General features: G+C 32.2%; 21 protein-coding genes and 3 tRNA genes. 16 read left to right on the top strand and 8 right to left on the bottom strand.

Annotation, left to right across the window (positions count from 1 at the left end; translation table 11 throughout):
• Nucleotides 1–172 precede the first annotated feature (172 nt).
• A tRNA-Ala gene (locus tag HZC47_06240) sits at nucleotides 173–245 on the top strand.
• A gap of 150 nt (nucleotides 246–395) precedes the next feature.
• Here HZC47_06240 and HZC47_06235 read toward each other — a convergent pair.
• From HZC47_06235 to hypA, 3 genes are all read right to left on the bottom strand, one after another.
• Nucleotides 396–746, bottom strand: a complete 351-nt coding sequence (locus HZC47_06235; protein MBI5680470.1) for a VOC family protein — start codon at nucleotides 744–746, stop codon at nucleotides 396–398.
• A 111-nt stretch (nucleotides 747–857) separates the two neighbouring features.
• On the bottom strand, nucleotides 858–1,511 hold the full coding sequence (gene hypB / locus HZC47_06230) for a hydrogenase nickel incorporation protein HypB (GenBank protein MBI5680469.1): 654 nt from the start codon (nucleotides 1,509–1,511) through the stop codon (nucleotides 858–860).
• The gene (hypA, locus tag HZC47_06225) at nucleotides 1,504–1,884 is read right to left on the bottom strand and encodes a hydrogenase maturation nickel metallochaperone HypA (protein ID MBI5680468.1); all 381 of its coding nucleotides are present in this window, start codon (nucleotides 1,882–1,884) and stop codon (nucleotides 1,504–1,506) included. The genes hypB and hypA overlap by 8 nt, the downstream gene beginning before the upstream one ends.
• Nucleotides 1,885–2,080: 196 nt before the next feature.
• Here hypA and HZC47_06220 point away from each other — a divergent pair, with 196 nt between their 5' ends.
• Together HZC47_06220 and HZC47_06215 are read left to right on the top strand one after the other, a co-directional pair.
• Nucleotides 2,081–2,941: a ribose-phosphate diphosphokinase gene (locus HZC47_06220; protein ID MBI5680467.1), complete on the top strand. Its 861-nt coding sequence runs from the start codon at nucleotides 2,081–2,083 to the stop codon at nucleotides 2,939–2,941.
• A gap of 68 nt (nucleotides 2,942–3,009) precedes the next feature.
• On the top strand, nucleotides 3,010–5,658 hold the full coding sequence (locus tag HZC47_06215) for a GAF domain-containing protein (GenBank protein MBI5680466.1): 2,649 nt from the start codon (nucleotides 3,010–3,012) through the stop codon (nucleotides 5,656–5,658).
• A 122-nt stretch (nucleotides 5,659–5,780) separates the two neighbouring features.
• Here the strand turns inward: HZC47_06215 and HZC47_06210 are convergent, their stop codons facing one another.
• Nucleotides 5,781–7,361: a DEAD/DEAH box helicase gene (locus tag HZC47_06210; GenBank protein MBI5680465.1), complete on the bottom strand. Its 1,581-nt coding sequence runs from the start codon at nucleotides 7,359–7,361 to the stop codon at nucleotides 5,781–5,783.
• A 260-nt stretch (nucleotides 7,362–7,621) separates the two neighbouring features.
• Nucleotides 7,622–9,514, bottom strand: coding sequence for an ATP-dependent protease LonB (lonB, locus tag HZC47_06205; GenBank protein ID MBI5680464.1), 1,893 nt, complete (start codon nucleotides 9,512–9,514; stop codon nucleotides 7,622–7,624).
• Nucleotides 9,515–9,948: 434 nt separating this feature from the next.
• Here lonB and cobQ point away from each other — a divergent pair, with 434 nt between their 5' ends.
• Nucleotides 9,949–11,451, top strand: a complete 1,503-nt coding sequence (gene cobQ / locus HZC47_06200) for a cobyric acid synthase CobQ (GenBank protein MBI5680463.1) — start codon at nucleotides 9,949–9,951, stop codon at nucleotides 11,449–11,451.
• A 59-nt stretch (nucleotides 11,452–11,510) separates the two neighbouring features.
• Here the strand turns inward: cobQ and HZC47_06195 are convergent, their stop codons facing one another.
• Nucleotides 11,511–12,878: a DASS family sodium-coupled anion symporter gene (locus HZC47_06195; GenBank protein MBI5680462.1), complete on the bottom strand. Its 1,368-nt coding sequence runs from the start codon at nucleotides 12,876–12,878 to the stop codon at nucleotides 11,511–11,513.
• A gap of 286 nt (nucleotides 12,879–13,164) precedes the next feature.
• Here HZC47_06195 and HZC47_06190 point away from each other — a divergent pair.
• Both HZC47_06190 and HZC47_06185 read left to right on the top strand, forming a co-directional pair.
• Nucleotides 13,165–13,238, top strand: a tRNA-Gly gene (locus tag HZC47_06190).
• Nucleotides 13,239–13,240: 2 nt separating this feature from the next.
• Nucleotides 13,241–13,314: transfer RNA gene (locus tag HZC47_06185), tRNA-Gly, on the top strand.
• A gap of 180 nt (nucleotides 13,315–13,494) precedes the next feature.
• On the opposite strand, the gene HZC47_06180 is transcribed toward HZC47_06185, so the two are convergent.
• The gene (locus HZC47_06180) at nucleotides 13,495–13,896 is read right to left on the bottom strand and encodes a CBS domain-containing protein (GenBank protein MBI5680461.1); all 402 of its coding nucleotides are present in this window, start codon (nucleotides 13,894–13,896) and stop codon (nucleotides 13,495–13,497) included.
• A 328-nt stretch (nucleotides 13,897–14,224) separates the two neighbouring features.
• Between HZC47_06180 and nikR the strand changes: the two genes are divergently transcribed.
• From nikR to HZC47_06135, 9 genes are all read left to right on the top strand, one after another.
• Nucleotides 14,225–14,671, top strand: a complete 447-nt coding sequence (gene nikR, locus HZC47_06175; GenBank protein ID MBI5680460.1) for a nickel-responsive transcriptional regulator NikR — start codon at nucleotides 14,225–14,227, stop codon at nucleotides 14,669–14,671.
• Between the two features lie 145 nt (nucleotides 14,672–14,816).
• The gene (locus tag HZC47_06170; protein ID MBI5680459.1) at nucleotides 14,817–15,602 is read left to right on the top strand and encodes a 50S ribosomal protein L11 methyltransferase; all 786 of its coding nucleotides are present in this window, start codon (nucleotides 14,817–14,819) and stop codon (nucleotides 15,600–15,602) included.
• Nucleotides 15,583–16,044, top strand: coding sequence for a hydrogenase maturation peptidase HycI (gene hycI / locus HZC47_06165; protein ID MBI5680458.1), 462 nt, complete (start codon nucleotides 15,583–15,585; stop codon nucleotides 16,042–16,044). Before HZC47_06170 ends, hycI begins: the two co-directional genes overlap by 20 nt.
• A 253-nt stretch (nucleotides 16,045–16,297) precedes the next feature.
• A complete protein-coding gene (locus HZC47_06160; protein ID MBI5680457.1) occupies nucleotides 16,298–17,413 on the top strand; it encodes an ATP-grasp domain-containing protein in 1,116 nt (371 codons plus the stop codon).
• 96 nt (nucleotides 17,414–17,509) lie between these two features.
• Nucleotides 17,510–18,589, top strand: coding sequence for a glycosyltransferase family 4 protein (locus HZC47_06155; GenBank protein ID MBI5680456.1), 1,080 nt, complete (start codon nucleotides 17,510–17,512; stop codon nucleotides 18,587–18,589).
• A 12-nt stretch (nucleotides 18,590–18,601) separates the two neighbouring features.
• Complete coding sequence (locus tag HZC47_06150; GenBank protein MBI5680455.1) at nucleotides 18,602–20,044, top strand: Mur ligase family protein; 1,443 nt, start codon at nucleotides 18,602–18,604, stop codon at nucleotides 20,042–20,044.
• A 39-nt stretch (nucleotides 20,045–20,083) separates the two neighbouring features.
• Nucleotides 20,084–20,527, top strand: a complete 444-nt coding sequence (locus HZC47_06145; protein ID MBI5680454.1) for a hypothetical protein — start codon at nucleotides 20,084–20,086, stop codon at nucleotides 20,525–20,527.
• The gene (locus HZC47_06140) at nucleotides 20,524–21,765 is read left to right on the top strand and encodes a hypothetical protein (GenBank protein ID MBI5680453.1); all 1,242 of its coding nucleotides are present in this window, start codon (nucleotides 20,524–20,526) and stop codon (nucleotides 21,763–21,765) included. Before HZC47_06145 ends, HZC47_06140 begins: the two co-directional genes overlap by 4 nt.
• Before the next feature lie 101 nt (nucleotides 21,766–21,866).
• The gene (locus HZC47_06135) at nucleotides 21,867–22,214 is read left to right on the top strand and encodes a DUF356 domain-containing protein (protein ID MBI5680452.1); all 348 of its coding nucleotides are present in this window, start codon (nucleotides 21,867–21,869) and stop codon (nucleotides 22,212–22,214) included.
• A gap of 47 nt (nucleotides 22,215–22,261) precedes the next feature.
• Here HZC47_06135 and HZC47_06130 read toward each other — a convergent pair whose 3' ends face one another.
• Nucleotides 22,262–22,720 carry a TIGR00270 family protein gene (locus tag HZC47_06130; protein MBI5680451.1) on the bottom strand — a complete coding sequence of 153 codons (459 nt, stop codon included), beginning with the start codon at nucleotides 22,718–22,720 and terminating at the stop codon, nucleotides 22,262–22,264.
• A 333-nt stretch (nucleotides 22,721–23,053) separates the two neighbouring features.
• Here HZC47_06130 and HZC47_06125 point away from each other — a divergent pair, with 333 nt between their 5' ends.
• Nucleotides 23,054–24,286, top strand: coding sequence for a proteasome-activating nucleotidase (locus tag HZC47_06125; GenBank protein ID MBI5680450.1), 1,233 nt, complete (start codon nucleotides 23,054–23,056; stop codon nucleotides 24,284–24,286).
• The last annotated feature ends 294 nt before the right edge of the window (nucleotides 24,287–24,580 follow it).

Genomic DNA, 24,580 nt, shown 5'->3' with positions numbered 1-24,580 from the left:
TGAAATAACTATTATAATAAACCTTTTAAAAGTTTTTGTGGATCATTTAATTAAATTAAAGATAACAATCATGTGTTTATCATTATTTAATAGTATTAGTTTAAATATAATGATGTTAAATTGTAAACTACTCAAATATTGTATTGATCATATGACATTTATTTAATCTTAAGGGCTGGTAGCTCAGTTGGTAGAGTGTCGCCTTGGCATGGCGGAGGCCCCGGGTTCAAATCCCGGTCAGTCCATCCATTTTTTTAATATTAAGTATTAGCCTTTTTATATTTTTACTTGAATATTAAAAATAACTGTTTTTAGCTAATTTATAAAAAAATAAAAGAATTTAACTAAGTTAACCAAAAACTAAAAGAATAATGAAATGAATTGAAAATAAGAAATTAGTGGTGTTGAATTAACGCTATCTTGGCCCCATTTGGGTCTTCTAAGAAAGCAAGGGTCCCAACCGTTATTGTTATGGGTTCCATGGTGATTTTGGCACCTTTAGATTTAAGTTCTTTCAGTGTGGTGTTCATGTCTTCAACATCCATCCCTATACAGAATAGACCAGGTTCATTTTCTGTATTTTGTATAAGCTCTATCATAGTATCTCCTTCCCCTTTCAATAATATGATTTTTGCTCCAGGATGAGGATTGTGTTCGCTATCTATTTTAAATCCCATAACTTCTGTATAAAATTTAATTGATTCATCCATATCCTTGACTATAAAAGTATTGTATTTAATTTTCATAGTTTACCACCATATGACTACTATTTATCCTTAATTATTAAATTGTTGCATTTGGTAATTCTTTTTTATCAACAAGTAGAATTCTTTTACTTATGGTTAATTGAGTTATTTTTATTCTTTCATGAAATTTTCAATGTTCCCTATGATCTCATCAATCCCTTCACCTGTTTTAAGGCTGCTTTTAATGACCACAACATCTGGATTAAGTATCAAAACATCGTTTACCATCTTATTCTCATCCGCACCAACAGCTTCTGCGATATCAACCTTGTTAATTACCACAATGTCTGCATCCTTAAAAATTAATGGGTGTTTTTCTACAGTGTCGTCTCCTTCACTTACACTGATTACAACCATTCTTATATGAGATCCTAAATCAAAATCAACTGGGCAGATGAGGTTTCCGACATTTTCTATAAAAAGTAGCTCCATATCATCAAGTGGAAGGTCACCAAATGCATGTTCTACAAGATGAGCATCTAAATGACATTCCTTTCCAGTGTTAAGCCCTACTACTGGCACATTATGATTTTCAAATCTTCCAGCATCAAATCTACTTATTACATCCCCTGCTATTACACCTATTTTATAATCCATTTTTTCTATGAGCGTTTCGATAAGTGATGTTTTTCCAGAGCCTATTGCTCCTAAAACGTCGACTGCAAATACATCTGATTTGTCCAATATTCTTTGATTCCTCTTGGCAAGTTTCTTATTTGCAACCATGATATCGTGCTGTATCTCTATTTCAGCAATTTTATGCATCTTCATCCTCCTTTTCTATCTTAATTGTTTTAACATTACATTCTCTGCCTTTAGTTATTTCAAGATCCTGCCCTTCACATTCTGGGCAATTTACTATAGGTACAAAATGATCTAAATCATCTGAAGGAACTGGTCCTTCATAATTACATGATTTACAGTTTATTTGAATTGGAATTGCTTCAATGATTATTTCAGCCTCTTCAAGTAGAGTATTCTCACTTAAAACACCCACCATGAATTTAAGCTGTTCAGGGTTGAGCAAAGTTAGTTCTCCAATTTCTATAGTTACTTCAGTGATTTGTTGAGCGTCATTTTTCTCTGCAACCTCAATTGCAGTTTTTACTATGGCATCAGCCATTGAAAGTTCGTGCATTATATTCACTCCTCATTAATTAGAGTCTATTTGTTATTAAATTATAAAATACTTGTTTTTAGTGCTATAGTTTATAAGATTAAATTAATTAATCTAAATAGGTTAACTTATTATATATTAATTCATATGGTAAATAAGTAAATTTCAAATAAAAATATAAAATTTTTTTACAACGATTGCAAAATAGGTGATTTTATTGATAATAGGCGGCTCAGCTTCTCAAAAATTGGCAGCAAAAATTGCAAATGAACTTAAATGTCCATTAATTCCCATAGAAACCCGTAGATTTCCAGATGGCGAGCGGTATATCCGAATAAAAGGAGAATTAGATAATGAAGCAATTGTTGTTCAATCAACAGGTTATCCTCAAGATGAAAACTTGATGGAGCTTTTTTTAATTCTTAAAAATTTAAAAAGTATGGGTATTGAAAATATTAAGGTTGTTATTCCGTACTTTGGTTATGGGCGGCAGGAAAGACGTTTTAAAAGTGGTGAAGCCATATCTGCAGAGATTATATCTGAACTCATTGAAGTTGCGGGTGCAACAGAAATATTCTGCATTAATCTACACGAAGAAAGTATAACTGATTTTTTCCAGATACCAACACATAATTTATCTGCAATGACTCTTATTGCTAGCCATATTCAACAAAATCTTGATAATCCAGTTATAATTGCGCCAGATAAAGGAGCTTTAGGTTTTGCAAAAGAAATTGCCGATATTTTAGGTTGTGAATATGATTACCTTGAAAAGGTACGAATTTCTCCAGAAGTTGTGGAAACAAAAACAAAAAAAGTTAATGTTAAAGGGAAAGAAGCAGTTATAATTGATGACATTATAAGCACAGGTGGCACAATTGTAAATGCCGCAAGAATTTTAAAGGAACATGGTGCATCAAAGGTTATTGTTTCATGCGTCCACCCTGTACTGGTTGAAGATGCACTGCTTAAAATATTTGCAGCAGGTGTAGATGACGTTATAGCCACAGATACACTTCTATCTGATGTAAGTGTTATTTCAGTGGCCCCATTAGTTGCTGCTGCCATGTTAAAATAAAATTTAAGCTTTATTTGTAAATTAGTTCATTAAAATTATATTAATTTACAAAAAAGGTAAGATTGAATATGTTATATACTCCATCCAAAAGAAATATAATATCCTTCCGTTCAGCAACCATCGTAGGGGCTTTTATTGTAATTATTTACATGGTTATACTAACTATTTTACAGAACAACCCCAATCGCATCGTTTTTTCTGATATTTTTACTCCACTTATAAATATTTTAGTTGTAATTTGTCTTTTTTATGCTGCAAAACGTTCTAAAACATATGGAAAACGAACATATCTTGCATGGACACTTTTAGCCTTTGCTCAGCTAGCTTTTACCGCGGGTGACATATTATGGATGATAATGGAAGTTGTATTTAAGCAAAACCCATTTCCATCAATCGCTGATGCATTATACGTAGTATATTACCCTATTTTTGCCATTGGAATATTTTTACTTCCTAAAAAACAGCTAAAAAAAAGAGAAATATACAAAACACTGTTAGATATGGGAATTATAACTATTTCTTTTGCTTTGATCTTCTGGATATTTTTGATATGGCCTACAATTCAAGCAGGACATTCAACTGAATTGTCTGTTGCTTTGAATCTATATTACATAGTTGCTGATTTCGTTCTTCTTTTTGTTTTATTCTATTTACTATTAAAAATTCAAAATCTAAAGGAAATCCCATTAATATTGCTTGCAGGAGCTATAACTGCACAAATAATTAGTGATATTGTGTTTGCACATTTCAATTTAATCGGTACATACATAACCGGTGATTTAGCAGATGTAGGGTGGTTATTGGGCTATGTACTCATAGGTTTAGCTGGTATATACCAGGCAACAGTAATAAGGGATACTAAAATCACTCCTAAACATGAATTAGATGATAGTATAAGCAGCCTTTCATTTATCCCAATAATTTGGGTCATAATCACATACATTTTAATCCCTTGGGCATATATAAACACTTCAGAGAGTAATTTAATCATTTTAGAAATTGGAGTGGGTTTCAGCATATTCCTGGTGATGTTAAGGCAATTTATAAATTCTACTGAAAACAGAATATTATATGTAAATGCACAAAAAGAGATATTACAAAGAGAAAAAACAGAGAAATCACTTAAAGAATCAGAAATGCAGTACCACACAACTGTAGATTCAATTGACGATGCATTACATGTTATAGATACTGATTTTAAATTAGTTCTATTTAATGATTCACTTGTAACTTGGAATAAAGAATTAAGATTAAAAACAGATATTATTGGAGACTATTTATTTGATATTTTTCCTTTTTTAGGTGAAGATACCTTAAAAGAGTATAAAAAAGTATTTGAAACCGGAAAAATACTTCTTACTGAAGAATCCAATAGAATAAACGGTGAATTATTCCACACTGAAACTAAAAAAATACCTATTTTTGAAGAAGACAAAGTAAAAAGAGTAGTAACTATTATTAGAGACATAACTAAGCGTAAGCTCTCTGATAAAAAATTAAAAAAGAAAACTGAAGAAACTATAGGAAGACAAAAAGCTCTTCTTGAAATATCAAAAACTGATATTTCCTTACTTGAGATGGCACTTAAAAAATTAACAGAAATTGATTCTAAAGTTCTAGATGTGGAAAGAGTTAGTGTATGGTTTTTAAATGATGATAAATCTGAGATTAAGTGCAGAGACCTTTATAAACTAAGTCAAAAAACCCATGAAAGGGGACAAACTCTTTTAGCTAAAGATTATCCATTTTATTTTAAAACGCTTCGAAATGAACATAATATAGCTGCAACTGACGCTTATACTGATTCCCGTACTGCAGAATTTGCAGAATCCTATTTAAAAGAATTAAGAATAATTTCAATGCTTGATATTCCTATCTGGCTGCACGGAGAACTTGTAGGTGTTTTATGTCATGAACATGTGGGATCTAAAAAAAGAAAATGGACATTTGAAGAGCAGGATTTTGCAGCTTCCATTGCTCACATGGTTTCAATGGCATTAGAAACTGATGAAAGAAAAAAAGCAGAGAAAATAATAAAAAAATCTCTCCATGAAAAAGAGCTGCTTTTAAAGGAAGTTCATCACCGGGTTAAAAACAACATGCAAATTATTTCCAGTCTTCTAAATCTCCAATCTCGTTATATACATGACGAAAGAGTTTTAGAAATATTTAAAGAAAGTCAAAACCGCGTAAAATCCATGTCAATGGTTCATGAGAATTTGTATCAATCAGAAGATTTCACAAAAATTGATTTTACAGATTATATACATAATATGATATCCTCTCTTTATATTTCCTATGGTATTCACTCAGATATAAAAATAAATATAAATATTGATGATATTTCATTGGGAATTGATACTGCCATTCCCTGCGGACTTATAATAAATGAATTAATTACCAATTCCGTTAAACACGCATTTCCATTCTTAAAATATGGATTAATAGATGAAAAATCTTCAAAATCCAATAAAAAGGATCCTCAAATTGATATAAACTTTTATATGGGTACTACTGACAACAGTTACAATTTAGTTGTAAGAGACAATGGAATTGGTATCCCCAAGAATATGGATCTAAGCAAAACAAAATCATTAGGCCTTAGACTCATAAGAATGTTAGTAGACCAGTTAAACGGCACAATAAAACTGGATAGACATGACGGTGCCACATTCATAATCAATTTCAAAGAAATAAAAAGTAAACCTCGAATCTAAATATTTTTATAAAAATATATTTTGCAGAATATGGATATTTGTTAATATTTTTCATAGAATTAAATCAATGAGCAAAAATAAAAATTAAAAAAAATAAAAAAAGCAATTTCAAAAGTAAATGATTATTCCCTTTTATTAGCAGGTTCTACATTCACTTTTTTACCCTTTATATGGCCCCTATTCATTAAAGAAAGGAATTCCTTGGCACTATTTTCAGGAATCTCAACAAATGAAAACTTTTCATAAACATCTATCTTGCCTATTACTTGGCCTGAAAGACCTGTTTCTTCTGCAACACCTTTAACTATGTCTTTTGCTTTTACTTTTTGTTTACGGCCTGCATTAATAAAGAATCTGACCATTCCAGGACTTGCACCAGTGTCTCCAAATCCTTCATCTGATGACTCCCCTGTTTGTTTGCCCATAACCATTTTTAAAAGGGCAGCTGCAGTTTCAACTGAAGTATAATCCTCTTCCATCAATCTTTCAATTAAATTAATGTACACATTCAGATCATCATTATTTACTACAGATTTTACCTTTTCTAAAAAGATATCTGTCCTGATTTCTTCAACATCAGCAAGAGATGGAATTCTATGCTGTTCAATCTTTGTTTTAGTGAATTTTTGTATATCCCTAAGTTGATAAATTTCCCTTCCAGATACAAAGGTGAATGCACGTCCAGTTCTACCTGCACGTCCTGTTCTACCAATTCTGTGCACATAATATTCATCATCATTAGGCACGTCGTAATTAAAGACCGCTTCAATATCATCAACATCAATTCCACGTGCTGCAACATCTGTTGCAACAAGAATTTCTATTTTACCACTTCTAAACTTGCCCATAACACGATCTCTTTGATTTTGAGTCATATCTCCATGAAGTCCGTCTGCAAGGTACCCTCTAACTTGAAGATGTGTTACCAACGCGTCAACTCTTCTTTTAGTGTTACAGAATACCAAAGATAATTGTGGATTGTATATATCTACTAAACGTGACAATAACTCTAATTTCATCTTTTCTTTAACTTCAAAGTATATCTGCTGAATTTCAGGAACGGTCATCTGCTGATGAATAACTTTCAAAAATTCAGGGTTGTTTTGATACTTCTTAGTCAAATTTAAGATTGGTTTTGACATTGTAGCTGAAAATAGGAGTGTTTGTCTTTCTTGAGGCATGTCTTGCAATACATATTCAATATCTTCTCTAAATCCCATGTCAAGCATTTCATCTGCTTCATCAAGAACCATCATTTTCACATTACTCATTTTCAAAGTTCCGCGTCTCATATGGTCCATAACACGTCCAGGAGTCCCTATAATAATTTGAACACCCTTTTTCAATGCCTTAATTTGTCTTTCTATAGGCTGTCCACCATATATAGGTAAAACATTGAGTTTTTTCATATATTTTGAGAGATTTCTAATTTCCTCTGCTACTTGAATCGCTAATTCTCTTGTAGGACACAATATTACTGCCTGTAATTTCTTATCTTCAGGGTTAGCCATTTCTAAAATTGGAATTCCAAATGCTGCGGTTTTTCCTGTACCTGTCTGTGCCTGGCCTATAACATCTTTTCCACCTAAAACGTGGGGGATTGCAAGTGATTGAATTGGAGTTGCTTCTTCAAATCCCATATCTACAATAGCTTTTTTGATCTCATCAGAGAGATCTAAATCCGAAAATCTTAATTTTTCCATTTTATCGTCCTTTATTTTAATTCGCTAATTTATTTTAATCTAATTTCATTAGAATTAAACTTGTAAAATTATTAATCAAAAATCTAATTAAAAAAATTAGTGATATAATTCAATGAATATCAAATTCTTAATATAATAAAATATTGTTTATCAAAGCATTTATAATGATCTGTTATTTCAAGTGAATATGCCACAAATAAACTTCACCTTCAAAAATTAAAAAATAATTAGATGAAAGGGAATTTCCTTTCAAATTGAATTTAATGGGTTGTTGGGTTTTTCAATCCAATATCTGGAACTATATCAGATATCTTCCTCATTTTATCAAGAAGGCCTTTTTTGCCAGTTCCAATAAGTGCATGTTCAAGTACATCATTTAAAGTATCAACAGGAATTATTTCAATTTTATTCTTGTATCTTTCTTCAATTAGAACATCATTCATATTAGAACTTGGTATTAAAACCTTTTTAATTCCAGATTCTGCTGCAGCTTCAATTTTACCAGTTACTCCACCTACTGGAAGAACATCTCCTCTAACACTTAATGAACCAGTTAATGCTACCGATTGGTCAACAGGGATGTTTTCAAGGGATGAAACAACAGCTGTAGCTACTGAAACACTTGCACTATCTCCTTCAACACCTTCATAGGATTGCAGGAACTGTATGTGTATATCATAACTGGATATGTCTGTTCCAGTGTGCTTTTTAATTAAAGCGCTGACGTTTTGAACAGCTTCCTTAGCTATCTCTCCAAGTTTACCAGTTGCAATGATCCTACCCTCTTCTTTACTTTGGGCAGGAGCAGCTTCGGCAACTATTGGAAGGATTATACCACTTCTATCCCCAATTACTGCAAGACCGTTTACTGTACCTACTTTACCGCCTTCAGATTTAAATACTTTGTATTTTTTCCTTTGGCCTATGTACCGATCTGCAATTTGCTGTTCAAGGGTTCGGGCGAGTTTCTTAGCACTTAGTACATGCGCTACAGTAACCTGCTCTGCACCTTCTCCTTTGGCTATATCCCCGGCAGCCCTTATAAGTCCACCTAAATCCCTTAATCTTAATGTTAACGAATCTTTTTTACCTGCCCTTCTTTGAGCTTCCCTTATAATTTCTTTAACGGCCCCTATATTGAAATGAGGTATTCTACCATCTTTTTCAACTTCCTGAGCAACAAACTGCACTAACTTATCTCTGTTTTCAGGATTATCAGGCATTGAATCTTTCATAAAGACTTCATAACCGTATCCTCTTATCCTTGATCTAAGCGCAATATGCATTCCTTCAAGCACTTGGAGATTTCCAGATGCAACAAGAACAAAATCACATGGAACTTCTTGAGATCTAACCATTGCTCCGCTGCTTGTCTCACTTTGCCCAGTTATAGAATATTTTTTCTCCTGCATTGCTGTTAAAAGCTCTTGCTGGGTTTTCATTTTCATGGTACCCATTTCATCCACGTATAGAACTCCTTTGCTGGCTTTGTGAATCATTCCAGCTTCAACACGTTCATGCGCAGGAGTTCCTAATCCTCCAGACTGGTATGGATCGTGTCTTACATCACCTAATAAAGCTCCAGCATGTGCACCAGTTGCATCAACAAAAGGAGCAACAATATGATTTTCATTGTTTACAAGGAGTTTTGGGACCATAATTGAAGTTTTAGGCTTCATCTGCATAAGCACCAGTAAAACAATTCCTGCAGCAATTATGGCCTCTAAATATCTTTGCATAACAAATCCAATGACCAATATGAAAGATATTATGATCATTGTAAACAAGTTTTTCTTTTCTTCCTGGCTTTTTGCCTTTGCTTTATAGTTTGCAACGACTTTTTTACCTTCACCTGCAGGCATGACTCCTATTAAAGGATTATGATTATCTTCTACGTTAGGATAAACTAAAATATCTTGAAGTTCTTCTCCAGGGAGCAATTCAGCCATTCCCTTTGCAAGCATGGACTTACCAATACCTGGTTCTCCAATTAGAAGTACATTTCTTCTTTGTTTAGCAGCTTTTTTAACGGTTTCAACTGCTTCTTCTTGACCTATAATCTGGTCAATTATTTTTTCAGGGACTTTTATATCCCCCGATGTCTCATAAGTTCTTAGTTTAAATGAATTTGAGTTCGAATTTAGATTTGTCATGATTCATGACAACCTCCTACTGATTCATTTTATTAAAATCAACAATTTTAAGTAAATATTTTTGATCTAATATTAAATTTATTAATATATACTATTGGTATATATAAATATCTACTTTTCGCTTTGAAGCTAAAAAATATTTTTCATTTAAATTAAATCAATTTACTATTAAAAAAACCTCTTTTAAATAATTGACTAAATATTTCAATATTAATTTCAACTTTAATATCAAAATAAATTTTTATGGCACAATATATCTTTAAAAAAGCTTTTTATTACTAAAGAAGATGAAATCATGGATAAAACATTATAAAACCAAAAAGAAGTATATTATAAAACATATTCAATAATACATCTAAAATTAATTACAATCAACTTATTATCTTAAACGTAAGGAGGCCTTAACTTTGCGTTCTAATAAAACTAAATGCATAATGGTACAGGGAACATCATCAAACGCTGGAAAAAGTGTTGTTGTCGCTGCACTTTGTAGAATATTTTCAAAAAGAGGATACAAAGTAGCACCTTTCAAATCTCAAAACATGTCACTAAATTCGTACACAACTCATGAAAATGCAGAGATTGCAATTGCGCAGGTTCTGCAAGCTGAAGCTGCTGGAGTCGAGCCTTCTTATCATATGAATCCTATTCTTCTTAAACCCAAAGAAGATTTCATATCTCAAGTAATTGTGCATGGAAAACCTGTTAATGATATGAATTTCTATGAATACCAAAATTCTTTTAGAGAAAAAGCTTTAAAAGCTATAAAAGAATCTTTAGAATCTTTAAAAAACAATTATGATATTATTGTGATTGAAGGAGCTGGATCTCCTGCTGAAATTAATATGCAAGATAAAGACCTTGCTAATATGAAAATAGCAGAATTAGCTGATGCTGATGTACTATTAGTTGCAGATATTGATAGGGGTGGTGTTTTTGCATCAATAGCAGGGACATTTACTCTTCTTGAAGAAAAATATAGGAATCGTATAAAAGGAATAATTATCAATAAATTCAGAGGTAATCTAGATATATTAATTCCAGGAATCCGCCAGATTGAAGAAATTGTAGGAGTTCCTGTACTTGGTGTTATGCCCTATGATGAAAGTTTAAAACTTCCAGAAGAGGATTCTGCTTCTCTTTCTGAGCATAAATACAGTAAAAATGAGAAGATTAATATTGGAGTAATGAGACTGCCCCGAATTTCCAATTTTACTGATATTGATCCTCTTGAATATGAGCCAGATATAGGAATAAAATTAATTGAAATGGGAGATGAAATTGGAAATATAGACGCCTTAATCATTCCTGGAACCAGAAATACCATAAACGATATGGTAGCATTAAATGATGCTGGTTTTACTGATGAAATAGTTCATTTATCTCAAGAAATTCCTGTTTTTGGAATTTGTGGCGGATATCAAATCCTTGGAACTAAAATCATCGACGAAACATTTAAGGAATCAAAGTATGGTAGTGTTGAAGGAATTGGTATTTTAGATGCTAAGACTAAATTTGAAAGGATTGACAAGATAGTTACTCAAAGTAAAGCTGAAGTTCTTGGAAATCGCCTTTTTAAAGATATTAAAGGAGATTTTGTTAAAGGGTATGAACTTCATGAAGGATTAACTGTTCTTGGAGACTCTAAACCACTTTTTAAAGTTGTTCAAGGATGTGGAAATCATCCTTCGTCGGGTTATGACGGTGCAATTAATGGATTAACTGCTGGAACTTATTTACACGGTATATTCCACAATTTTAAATTTAGAAGAGTATTTACAGATTATTTAAGGGCAGAAAATGGTTTGGAAACACTTGGTTTTACAGAAGACAATTTTGAAACACTTAAAAAGTTTTCAATTGATAGATTAGCAGAAATAGTTGAAGATAACGTGGATCTTACAATAATTGAAGAATCTGTTGAAAAATTTTATTAAAAAATAAATGATGATTGCAGAAAAATATTTTAATCTGCAATTTTTTTGTTATGTTATATTTATGCTCCTATGAGCCATGGTGCAAAGCTTATTACAGGTAATAGTACTAATATGGTCATTATTATTCCTATTATGATCAGTGGAACTCCTGCTTTGAATATTTCCTTGATCTTTACATATCCTGTTCCATAGGCCATTGCTACGGTTGGGTCCGCTGTTGGTAGCATGTATGAAAGACTACAAGCGATTGCTACTGGTACTGCATATATTCCTACTGGTAATCCTTGTGCTGTTGCCAGTGTAACGGATAATGGCACTAATATTGCTGCAAGCGCAATATTTGACATTACCTGTGTAATTGAAACCGCGATAATCATCAGCACTACAGTTATGAGCATTGTTGATGCGTTTGGCCCTAAAAACAGAATTATATCATTTATCAGCCACGCTGCCGCTCCGGTGTTTAGTAGTGCTGCTCCTAGTGATAGTGCTCCTCCGAAGAAGATTATTAAACCCCAATCCACACCATTTTGCGCGTCCTTCCATTCAATCACCCTGAATGCAAAGAAAAGCACTGCACCAATTAAAGCCACCGAATAACTGTTTATTCCTGTGAAACTTGAAGTAACCCATAATCCAATAGTAAACAGTAGTAAAACTATAGTTATTTTCTCTATCTTTGTTATTGACCCTAAAGATTCCATCTTATTAGATATAGTCTCCATTCCGCCGACTATTCCACTTATTTCTGGTTTGTACACCCATCCAAGCCACTTCCAAATTACAGTCATTAGCATAAATGCTAATGGGAATCCAAAAACCATCCAATTTGCAAATGGAATTCCAGTATAAGCCGCAGCCATAAGGTTAGGTGCAGTTCCTATTTCTGTACCAAATCCACCAGCCAGAGAACCGTAAGATCCACCAAGCACCATGGATTTTGCAAAATTACTATCTTCTTTTTCAGGATTCTTAACACCCATTAATGGTATAATCTCCTTAATAATGGGCAGCAGCATTGCATAAGCCACAACATTTTCAATCCATGCAGACAAAATTCCTGTAGAGAAAACAGACACAAATAAACTCTTACTGGGAGTTGTACCAAATTTTCTAAGCATTGCATAAGTTAAACGTGTAGCCAATCCACTTTTACGAATTGCCTCAGCAATAATAAAACCACCAATCATCAAGAAAATGATAGGATTTGCAAAACCAATTACAGCAGCGTCAAAACTTTCAACACCAACAATAGGCTGAATAAACAAAATAATCAAAGAAGTAACGGCCAAATGCAAAGCCTCAGTCGCCCACATAATAATAGCAAATACAAGCAGAGCAATAGCAGCATGACCCGCAGAATTTAAACCCCAGCTCTCCAATGGAATCAACATAATCACAATAAACGCAACTATAGCCAAAGGAATTCCTAAATTCTTCAAACTAATATTCGTAATAAATCCCTCCTTTTAAATTTTCATTATTTTTTTATTCTGACATATTCAATTTAATAAAATGAAATAAAATTATTATTTATTAAATTTTAATTAAATTTTTTAAACCGGAAGACAATTACCTTTAGGATTATATAAATGTTTCGAATAAAATGAATTTAACTACTTTTTGTGATTAAAAAATAGCAAAAAACATTACTTCACTATTCTATCACTTTAACCTAAAGGTTTATATATGATAAACCCAAAATCATGGTATGCGGCGTTAGTCCAGTCTGGTTAAGACTCTGGCCTGCCACGCCAGTGACCCGGGTTCAAATCCCGGACGCCGCATTGCGGCTGTAGTCTAGTCTGGTTAGGACTTGGGCCTTCCAAGCCTACGACCCGGGTTCAAATCCCGGCAGCCGCACTCTTTTATTAATCACAGTTTCTGAATTAATTAAACAATAAAATTTTTAAATATTCTTTAAAATTAGTATTATTCGAAACTGATATAAAAACAAATTTTTAAAATTATTTATTTGAATATAAATTATTAATTAAAAAAAATAATTGATAATATAATTGAATTTCTTATAATTGTCATAAATTAGCTTGGTACTAAAATTTCAGCTGCTACCAGCCGACAAATGTCTGTTTTTGTAATTACTCCCACTGGTTTTTTATCTTCTAAAACTAATAATCCTGATACATCAGCTCTTAACATTAAATTAGCAGCATCTTCAATTTCATCGTCAGCAGATATTGTCATTAAATCTTCAGACATGATATCTTCTATTTTTAAGCTATCAGTGTTTTTGGTGCTGGGTTTTAGAGTTCCAAGTACGCCTACAAGATCAAGGTATGATATTACACCAACAGGGTTTTCCTCTGTATCCATTACAAAAAGTCTTCTTATGCCTTCTTTATACATTTTTTCAAACGCGTCTAATGGTTTTGTATCAGGTTTTATTGCTATTACACCTTGATTCATTGCTTCTTTAACTTTCATACCAATTCCTCCAATTAATCCATCACAATTATTAATTGATCTTTCAAAGGTATATGAGTATTCACAAAAATATAATATTTATTTAAATTTAGATGTTAATATAAATAAGTTAATATTACTACAAGGCGTTTATATAATATTATTTGTTGTTCAATGCAGACAATATTGTCATCTGATGACAAAGTTTAAATAGTAATAACATATTCAAATAGAATTATAAATTTGTACGAATATTGCCCAATAAGCACAATATTGTTGTGTAATGACAACATTTAAATGCTATCAAAACGTATGAATATAATATATTATTAATGGAGGGAAAAATGTGATGAGAATTAGTATGTCTCTACCAAAAAAATTGTTAAACGAATTTGATGGAGTATTAAAAGACAGAGGATACCAATCAAGATCAAAAGGTATTCGAGACGCGTTAAAAGACTATATTGTAAGGTATCAATGGATGAACGAGATGGAAGGAGAAAGAATCGGAATTATTGCCGTAATTTACGATCACCACTACACTGGTGTAATGGAAGACCTTACCGAAATCCAACATGACTACAAAGATTTCATTAACGCAGTTATGCATGTACACATGACTGATAAACATTGCCTGGAAGTAGTAGTCGTAAAAGGAGATGTAAAATACATCAGAACACTTTCAGAAAAAATAATGAGACTAAAAGGTGTAGAACACGTACGTCTTACCAGTACAGCTGTTGGAAAAGCACTTGACCTTGAAGGAAAAAGTAAAAGCAGTCCACTATCACCTTAAATAAATTTTTAAATGATACATTAATAAATCAGAGCTATATAGTAGATTATCAGACAATGACCAGTTTAAGAAGAAGAGTCATGATAACTAATAAATGTCAAAAATGTGCGTTATGAACCAATCTGATTTGTTATCACTAAAATCAATGATACGCACAACAACATATCATTTTAACCTTTTATCTGATGAAGAGAGATTAACAGCGTTCTTAGAAGCCATTGAAGAGAAGGCTAATGGAACAGTTTATGATATTGGTGCAGGTTGTGGGATACTCTCAATTTTAGCTGCACCTTATTCTAATTTTATTTATTCTATTGAAATTGATCCTAAAGTAGCAAAACTTGCAGAGTCCAATTTCAGGCTATTTAATAATATTATTTTAATCAACAATGATGCAAAAGACGTTATTTTTCCTAAAAAAGCAGATTTAATAATATGTGAAATGTTAGACACTGCTTTAATTGATGAAGAACAGGTTCCTGTACTAAATTCTATTTTAAAATATCTAAAAGAGGATGGAGAAGTTATTCCTCATAAAATAATAAATGGTGCAGAAGTTATAACTATGGACAGAGATCATATCTGTTATGAGGATATTAGTGGTAATAAACAGCCATATTATAAAATAATGAGTGATTTTGTTATATACAGCGAAATTAATTTTAAAAAGAGAATTGATGAAGATTTAAAAGTGGATATAAATTTTAAAATATCTCACAAGGGCACCATTTCTGGTATTAAACTAACTACATTTACCTTACTGACAGAGGATATTATCTGTGGACCAACCCCAATGCTTAATCCTCCGCTGCTTATTCCCATAGAAAAAATTAATGTAAATAAAGGAGATTGTATAAAGATAGAATTAAGTTACAAGATGGGTGGTGGATTAAATAGCATACAAACAAGAATTGAAAGAATTTCTGAATAATTTCAAAAAAATAGCAGTTCTGGGTATTGGTAATGAAATAAAAGGTGACGATGCTCTTGGTTCAGTTATAGCTAAAAAATTAAGTGAATCACTGCATAAAGATAATGTTGTTGTTTTTGATGGAGGAACTGTTCCTGAAAACTATACTGGTTTAATACGAAAGGAAAATCCCAGCCACATTATCCTTGTTGATGCTGTGGATATGGCAAAATCGCCTGGTTTCATTCGTACAGTTAGGAAAGAGGAAATTGCTAATTACAATATTTCAACCCACGCCATGCCCATATCCTTCTTGATAAAATATCTTGAATCAACCATGGACGCTGATATAATTCTTTTAGGGATTCAGCCTAAAAGTATGGAGCTTGCTCATGATATCTCAAAAGAGGTTAAAGATAGTATTGAAAAAGTTTTAAGTACCTTCTTTGAGTTAATTGAATAATCTAAATGTTATTAATACCAATATATAGTTTATATTTACATATTACTTGACATAAAACTCTGCTTTATGAATTTTAAATTTTTTCAAATATTGTTGCTTTTTAAAAATTAATATCAATAATAATTCAATATTTATTATTATCCAAAAAGTTAATATACATTGCATAGTTCATGTAATTAAAAACAGTTTAATTTAGTTTAAAACTAATAATTTTAATTTAGTTATTATCCATAATTATTGTTTAAGTGATAAAATGAAGATTCTATTTATTGGAGCAAGACTTTTTGATGATATTGCTTTATATGCAAAAAAAGAGAGAATTACGAGCGTATTAACCGAATCAAACCCTGATTCAAAAAATCTTGAGCTTGCAGATATCCAGTATGTTGTTCCTAGAGGAATGGAAAAACCCAAAGAGATTGCACTTAAAGAAGATGTAGATGCAGTTGTACCTTTAATTGGAATAGATAAACCTCTTATTGAAGTTTCAATGCTTAAAGAAGACTTAGAAAATAATTATGGAATTCCAGTAGTTGCTTCTCCTTTAGATACGGTGATTACTGCAGGAGATAAACTAAAAACCAAAGAATTTTTCATTAAAAATGAAATTAAAACTCCTGATTTTAATAAATTTTCTAAAAATCACTCTAAAATAGATTTACCTGTTGTATTAAAAAAATTTGAAGGACAAGGTGGTAGCGGCGTTAAAATTGCACTAACTCCATCTGATCTGGAAGAATGTATCCCCTATTTTGAAGAATCATTTGCAGAAAAGTTTGTAGAAGGTTTTGAAATATCCATTGAAGTTTTAAGATGGAATAACAAAACAGTTCCTCTTGTCCCCGTATGTAAGGGAAAAACAACTTTAGATTGTACTCATCCTTTGGATAAACTTAAAACAGCTCCTTTAAACATTGAAAGTGTTAATAATGAATATATAAAAGAAACAGCCAAAAATATCGCTGATCTCTTAGGTTCTCAGGGAGTTATTGATATAGATATAATTTTTGATGAAAAAGAAGAAATTTCTTATTTTATCGAAATAAACACCCGTCCTAGCGGTACAAGATATTTAACAGCAGCTTCAAGTGATATAAATCCTCTAAATGAATTAGTGGACATGGCAACAGGGAAGTGGAAGTCTAAAAACGTTTTAAAAAGGTTAAAAGAGTATTATGCCCTTGAAATACCTATGGGTGACTATAAAACAGATAAAAATAATTACAAATTCAGAAATTTCCATGATGAAAATTGCTTTGTAATCCACGGCCCTGAAAAGTTTCAACGAATAACAATTCGTTCTACAAGTATGCAAAAAGCTTTTGATACTGCAAATAAGTTAAATATTGATTATAAAAAGTTTTATTAAATTGAAAGTCAAAAAGAGCATTATATCTCATTAAATATATAAAAGTAAATAATAAAAACAAAATTATAAATAAAATTTTAGATATCAGGTGGTAAGTTGAACATTTCACAGACAGACATCATAATATTCATTATCGCATTCATTTCTACCGTATTTTTCACCTTATTTGTCCGGAAAATATTGAAAGATGCCAATATAACAGATAAACCAATTGTAACTGAACACAGCCATAAAGCAGGAACACCTACAATGGGAGGGCTTGCAATATTACTGGGGATTCTTCTTATTTCATGTATTTATTTTACAAACAAAAATTTAGTTTTAATGGCTCTTTTAATGTTAACTGCAAGTATTATTGGTCTTTTCGATGATTTAATTGGACTGAAAACAAAGGAAATCCAGAAAAAGATAAGAAACATTTCTTCTGGTCCGATAGAAATGGGCAGATTAATGTTAAAACCTGGTGAAGAAGCAAGAGTTGCAACACCTAAAGCTAAAAAGGACCTAATAAAACATTTAGAAGAAAATAATGTTGAAATAATTGGTGAGGCACCTATAAAGAATGAAGTTAAAGAAAGTGAAAAAATATTCGCCCAAATTTTAATTTCCCTGTTTTTAGTAGGTTCAGGAGCAGTTAGTTCTTCCGTTCTCGGATTTAATTTAGGTATACTTGTAATACCTGTCATAATATTTGGTATAATAGGTGCAATAAATGCTGTAAACCTTATTGACGGAATGGATGGCTTAGCAGCAGGAATAGTTGCAATAGCTTCATCTGCATGTGCTATTTTTTCAATATCTATAGGGAACTTTGATGGTTCTGTTCCATTCATAGCACTTTCAGGAGTTTCATTTGGTTTTCTAGCCCTTAACAGATATCCTGCAAGTATATTCATGGGTGACACTGGTGCTTTTGCATTAGGAGCAGGTTATATTACTGCAGCATTTTTAGGAAATATTATCTATTTCGCTTTAATTGCACTGGCCATCCCTATTCTTTCAGTAGTAGTAAGCCTTATGCATCGTGCCCATATTATAAAATTACCAGTAGAACCATTACATCACACTTTAAATTACAAAGGATTATCTGAAAAGAAGATTGTAGTCCTTTACTGGGGAATTACCGTTTTAATATGCGCATTAGCTCTTTATTTTTATCATTATTTCATAATTTAACTCTGTGAGAAAATGAAAGAACTTAAAACATCATATATTGCAAAAGAAATAAATGGGACACTCATTGGCTATGATAAAGTTATAGGTGGTATTTTCAATTTTTTAAATGCAGCTCGAAAAGGAGATGCAGTAATCAGGCACTGGATAGATGAAAAGGGAGTTGAAATTGCAGCCCGAAAAGGAATTTCATGCGTAATAACCCAAAATCCTAAAGGTAATGCCATAAAAACTGCTGAAAAACTTGAATTACCAATAATTATAACAGAAAAAATAGAATTAGCCAATGCTTTCGCTATTAACTGGGCTATTAATAAATTTGCAAATGATTCTATTCGTGTTGTCATAACTGGAACTAATGGTAAATCTACAACTGCCCATATGATTTATCATATATTAAAAGAAGCAGGTTACTGTACTTACACTAACACTGATTCAAAATCAGAATTTAACACACTTATAGATCCAATGGTAGCAAAACAAATAGCCGAATTTGGAGAAAAAATAGATGCAATGGTAATAGAAGTTTCAGAAGTTCAAGGATGGCTTGATAATATTATGAAAGATCATGCCTACTTAATGACCTCAGCAATTGATCCTGACGTTGTGGTTATAACTAATGTGGCCCTAGATCATATAGGACTTGTAAATTCAATTGAAGAAACCTTTGATGAAACATCAGGTGCAGTAAAAGCAATTAATAAAGAAAATAGCCATTTAATCTTAAATAATGATGATCCTCTTGTTAAAAAAATGGAAAATCTTACACCTGCTAAAAATATCATATTCTTCGGAAATAACGCACAAATCAGCAATAATGAAAATGGAATTGTATATAATGGAAATATTATAATTAAAAAGAATGATCTCCCATTTAAAGGCAACCACTTCATTCAAAACATCATGGCAGCTATTGGAGCAGTTATATCCTTAAATATAGATCATAAAACTATTGAACATGCTGTTAAGACATACAAACCCTTAAAAAGAAGATTTACAATAATAAATAACAATCCTTATATTATTGATGATTTTGCCCATAACCCTGATGGAATACGTGCTACAATAGAAAATGCTGCTTTAATGAGTAATGGAAACTTTTTTGTGGTTTCAGCTATCCGTGGATCAAGAGGAGAAATTATTAATCAAGTAAATGCAGAAGCTATTGCTGATGGACTTCAAAATATCCATTATAAACTCATTGTAACCAGTAGTAATGATGTAGTAGATAATTTAAACATCGTAACTGAAGATGAAAAAAAAGTTTTTGTAGATACACTTGAAAATAGAGGGATAAAATATATCTTTTATAAAAGATTATATGATGCTTTAGAAGAAGTTCTAAACTTAGCAGATAATAAAGATACAATTTTATTAATTGGTGCACAGGGCATGGATCCTGCAAATGAGCTTTTAGAGAAAATTTTAAAATCTAAAAAAAAACTGATAACTAATTAAATAACTAAAAAAATCTAATTATTCACGTTTGGTGATGAGATGTTCATAAAAATAAGAAGAGACACTTTAATCATTTTAATGCTGGCCTTCATTTTGATAGTATCTGGAAGAGCCATGACTTACATGTCATATGCTACGTCTACTAACGTAGATCAAGGAATACCCATATCTGGAGTAATAATTAAAGGAAATGACATAGTACCAACTGATTCTATAAGAAGTAACATAGCTGAGGCAGGTTTTAGAACAGGAAGTTATATTAAAGGAGACACATTAGTAACGGGAAAAAGGGAATTGCCATTAAGTGAGGCAATAACGAATGCCAAGAAATTCGCTACATTGACAACAATCCCTGGTACCAGATTAACTCCAATAGTAGCTGCAGATGTTAAAGTTGACAGAGAACAAGGAATTATCACTGTAAATGTGATTGAAGATTGGGCCAATGTGCAAGTAAATACAACTACGGCGGTGGGTGGATGAAAAGATTACTATTTTCCATTTTAATTTGCCTAATGCTTATCACACCTGCTGCTGCTACTTGTAATATAATAATAATTACAGATCCTACAGGAAAAGATCCAAATGGAGCAGCAGCAGGCAGTATGTCATTTCAACAAAATATGTTTCAATCCACTTTTTTACTGTCTAAAGACAAACATTTTGCTGTTCTCTCTGGTGGTGAAGGTGAATCTATACCCAGATTACAAGCTATTGTAGCAACTATACAATCCCTTAACTCTGGTGCTACACCATCACAGGCTGCAGCTCTTGCAAGCAATTATGCCGGAATCCGAACCATGGTTGGAACCCCTACACAAGGTGCTGCAGTAGGAGGTTACTTCCATGCTTATGTGGTGATAGTAGATACTGATGGAACAATTACAGTAACACCTTATTCTGGAGGACTTGCAGTTTTACCAGCAGGAAAAAAAGGAGCTATCATTCACTTATTAAATACACCAGGTAATCCTATGTACGGAACAGCCGACACTGTACGTCAACAGACTGCTGTAAATATGGGTAAAAACATAAGAGATGGTTATTCCGCCACATACATACTTGGAAAGGCATTTGAAGAAGTATCCAATGATGCTGGGGAAAAATACGGTGGTGGAGGAACCAATCTTGTTTCAGGAATAACTACTGGTGACATGTTTACTCCAGAAAAGTTAAATACAACTGGTTATCCTATGAACACTCCTTACAGTAAAGTTTGTCCAACCGACAGCTGGAGTGTTGGTTTTCCAGGAGCAGACTCTTATCAAGTGTGTCCAATTGATGGAACACCACTTAAAACAATTTATGCATATGACGCCCTTATAAATGCTCTTACTGTTACTGGGCAAACAGTACAGGTTTCTGTTTATGGAACAGACGAGATGGGTCTAAAAGAAACAACACAGGAAATTGTAACTGCATCCATCAAAAAACATGGTTACAATAATTTAGAGATATCAAACAGTATTAACAAAGCAATAGACAATGGTCTTTTAGTGGGTATAAATTATGTAGAACCTAAAGATGTAAATGTCAAGGAGAGTTCAAGAGCTGTGGGTATTTATTTCAAACCACTTCCAGACCATAGAACTGCCCCTCCATGGAATCTTCCAATAAGTTCATCCATTCTAGATTTAATTGGGAATATGCAGACTGCAATAGGACTTATACTTGTGCTTTTAGTCCTTTTTAGAAGTAGATTATTTAAATCATTTAAATAGGTTGAAACTTTATTTTCCCTTATTTCATTCTTTTCAAAGAGTTTATTGGTAATTTAAAATATAATATAAAAATTAATTTAAAAATAAAAAACGTGATTAATATGGCTTTAATTTTAGTACGTGCAGATAATCAAGGAAAGTTATTAAATGCCCTTGCAGATATAGAAAGGCATGCTAACTTAAAAATAGCAGGATCTCCAAAGATAATTAACCCTCAAATTGCTGATAGGATTGCTAAAGGAATTCTTAAACAAGATTTAAGATCTAAATGTGAAATATCAACTCTTGTAAAAGTTTTAGAAGATACTACAAAGAGTATAATGCACATAAAAAAAATACATCCTCCTGCACATGTAGTAGTAATAAGTGACGAATATAATGAATTTGAAGAAATAAAAAAAATGTATAATAAATTACCGCCTTTAAAGGGCTATTATTCACATAAATAATCAAAAATAAATTTAGTTGGATTTATCCAACTTAATATTTTAAAAATTTAGTTCCTTTTTATTCTAGCTATATCTCCAATAGTAGCTCCTCTACCAGATGAATGCCCCAGATCGTCCAGTTTAATATCTTCAGACTTTTCGATAAGTTTAATATTCAAAAGTCTTTCTAATTTCTTTGCAAGTCTAATATCAGGAACCATTTTTCCAGTTTCAATTCTATTTATCACAGAAGCCTTTTCATATATTTTCTCGGCAAGATTCTCACGAGACCATCCCTTTTTCTCCCTTGCTTCTCTTATAATAATGTTATACTCTTCAATAACTTCTTCTACTGGTTCTCTAATTCTGGGACTTCTTTTAAATGGTTTTTGTCTTCTTGGTTTTGGCGGTTCTCTTTGAACTTTCCCAAATTTAGCACATTCATTACAAGTACTCATAATAGAACTTTCGATTTTTGTTTTAATTGGTTCTCCAATTATTTTCTTTCCACATATCTCGCATCTCATGTTATCCCTTTGTAATATCTTAACGCGAATTGAAATCCACTTGCAAAAAAGTAATTATATCTTTATTAAATTAAGTTATATACTAACTTTTTGATCAAGATGAAGTTCATGAAAACATTTAGAAACAAAGCTTTTTAATACTTAAATTCATCCATAATTTGGATTTAAGATTAATTAGTTCTGTTCACTTTAAATTAGTATCTTAATTAAGTTTTTTTCCCATTATTTTATCTAACCTCTATATTTAAATATTATTAAAACAAAAATATATTCACCTATCTATAATATTTTTAATTAATTCAATTGAAAAACCATCAGGAGTGAGTAGGGATCATGGAAAACATGTCCAAAAATATAATGAAAAAGACTGAAGATCTTAAAAAGGAAATTAAACTCCTAAAAGATGAAAATAGTAAAACCAAAAGAAACCTAATGTGGAAAGTAAGAAAGCTTGAAAAAGACAAGGTTTTAGTTGAAAATGAGAAAATGAGGCTCGACAGAGAAGTAAAATCTCTAAGAGGAGAAATTGAAAGATTTAGATCTCCTCCACTAGTAGTAGCTACCATAACAGAAGTTTTAGAAGATGGAAAGCTAGTAGTGAAAAGCAGCACAGGACCTCACTTTGTTATTGGATATTCACGTTTATTAGATACAAAATCACTTGAACCAGGTTCAAGGGTTGCATTAAACCAGCAAACATTTAGCATTGTAAATATACTGCCATCAGAAAAAGATCCTGTAGTAACTGGTATGGAAGTAGAAGAAAAACCAAATGTAAGTTACGGGCAAATTGGCGGACTTGAAGAACAAGTTGTCGAGGTAAAAGAAACTGTAGAACTACCTCTCAAAAAACCAGAATTATTTGAAAGTATTGGGATTGAACCACCAAAAGGAGTTTTATTATACGGTCCCCCTGGAACAGGTAAAACTCTCCTTGCAAAAGCAGTTGCACATGAAACCAATGCTACATTTATAAAGATTGTTGCATCAGAATTTGTAAGAAAATATATTGGAGAAGGTGCAAGACTTGTTAGAGGTGTTTTCGAGCTTGCAAAAGAAAAATCCCCAAGTATTATCTTTATTGATGAGATAGATGCTATTGCAGCAAAAAGACTTAAAAGTTCAACAAGCGGCGACCGTGAAGTTCAAAGAACTCTTATGCAGTTACTTGCAGAAATGGACGGATTTGAAGGCAGAGGAAATGTTGGAATTGTTGCAGCTACCAACAGACCAGATATATTAGACCCTGCACTTCTACGTCCCGGAAGATTTGACAGGTTCATAGAAGTTCCAATTCCAAATGAAGATGGAAGAATGGAAATCCTTAAGATCCACACTAAAAAGATGTCTTTAGAAGAAAATGTGGATATACAACTTGTTGCAGCACTTACAGAAGGTGCTTCTGGTGCCGATATCAAAGCTGTCTGTACAGAAGCAGGTATGTTTGCAATAAGAGAGGAAAGATCCATTGTTTCCATGAATGATTTCATGGACGCTGTCGATAAAATTGTAGGACTTGAAAATGAAGAGGAAATTAGAAGAGAAGCCGGAGTAATGTACGGGTAATCGCTCGAAAATCAAATATTTTGAGGGATTTTCGGTGTTGAAGGACAAAATCGAAGATTTTGCAGGCTCCAAACAATTATGTTTGAGGGCTTAACTCTTTTATTTTTTAAATTCTTCTTTTTACACAAACTATTTATATTTTAATTAAAAAACCATTTTAAGCCAATGATGAACCCTATGAGCTCTGAACTGATGATGAATGATGGGCGATCTGAGGCTATAAAAATCTTCGATTTTTATGCCACAAAAACGTGGCTTTCAAAAATCCTAGACTTTTGATGCATCGAAATTGAA

It is taken from the genome of Methanobacterium sp. (assembly GCA_016222945.1).
GTDB lineage: Archaea > Methanobacteriota > Methanobacteria > Methanobacteriales > Methanobacteriaceae > Methanobacterium_D.
This window is presented reverse-complemented; position numbering and strand designations above follow the sequence as displayed.

Excerpts from the sequence above, each read along its gene's own strand:
- HZC47_06140 (MBI5680453.1), top strand. The coding sequence starts at position 20,524 with ATGAAAAGATTACTATTTTCCATTTTAATTTGCCTAATGCTTATCACA.
- HZC47_06180 (MBI5680461.1), bottom strand. The coding sequence starts at position 13,896 with ATGAAAGTTAAAGAAGCAATGAATCAAGGTGTAATAGCAATAAAACCT.
- HZC47_06215 (MBI5680466.1), top strand. The coding sequence starts at position 3,010 with ATGTTATATACTCCATCCAAAAGAAATATAATATCCTTCCGTTCAGCA.
- HZC47_06135 (MBI5680452.1), top strand. The coding sequence starts at position 21,867 with ATGGCTTTAATTTTAGTACGTGCAGATAATCAAGGAAAGTTATTAAAT.
- cobQ (MBI5680463.1), top strand. The coding sequence starts at position 9,949 with ATGGTACAGGGAACATCATCAAACGCTGGAAAAAGTGTTGTTGTCGCT.
- HZC47_06125 (MBI5680450.1), top strand. The coding sequence starts at position 23,054 with ATGGAAAACATGTCCAAAAATATAATGAAAAAGACTGAAGATCTTAAA.
- nikR (MBI5680460.1), top strand. The coding sequence starts at position 14,225 with ATGAGAATTAGTATGTCTCTACCAAAAAAATTGTTAAACGAATTTGAT.
- HZC47_06160 (MBI5680457.1), top strand. The coding sequence starts at position 16,298 with ATGAAGATTCTATTTATTGGAGCAAGACTTTTTGATGATATTGCTTTA.
- hypA (MBI5680468.1), bottom strand. The coding sequence starts at position 1,884 with ATGCACGAACTTTCAATGGCTGATGCCATAGTAAAAACTGCAATTGAG.
- HZC47_06235 (MBI5680470.1), bottom strand. The coding sequence starts at position 746 with ATGAAAATTAAATACAATACTTTTATAGTCAAGGATATGGATGAATCA.
- HZC47_06170 (MBI5680459.1), top strand. The coding sequence starts at position 14,817 with ATGATACGCACAACAACATATCATTTTAACCTTTTATCTGATGAAGAG.
- HZC47_06145 (MBI5680454.1), top strand. The coding sequence starts at position 20,084 with ATGTTCATAAAAATAAGAAGAGACACTTTAATCATTTTAATGCTGGCC.
- HZC47_06130 (MBI5680451.1), bottom strand. The coding sequence starts at position 22,720 with ATGAGATGCGAGATATGTGGAAAGAAAATAATTGGAGAACCAATTAAA.
- HZC47_06150 (MBI5680455.1), top strand. The coding sequence starts at position 18,602 with ATGAAAGAACTTAAAACATCATATATTGCAAAAGAAATAAATGGGACA.
- hypB (MBI5680469.1), bottom strand. The coding sequence starts at position 1,511 with ATGCATAAAATTGCTGAAATAGAGATACAGCACGATATCATGGTTGCA.
- HZC47_06210 (MBI5680465.1), bottom strand. The coding sequence starts at position 7,361 with ATGGAAAAATTAAGATTTTCGGATTTAGATCTCTCTGATGAGATCAAA.
- lonB (MBI5680464.1), bottom strand. The coding sequence starts at position 9,514 with ATGACAAATCTAAATTCGAACTCAAATTCATTTAAACTAAGAACTTAT.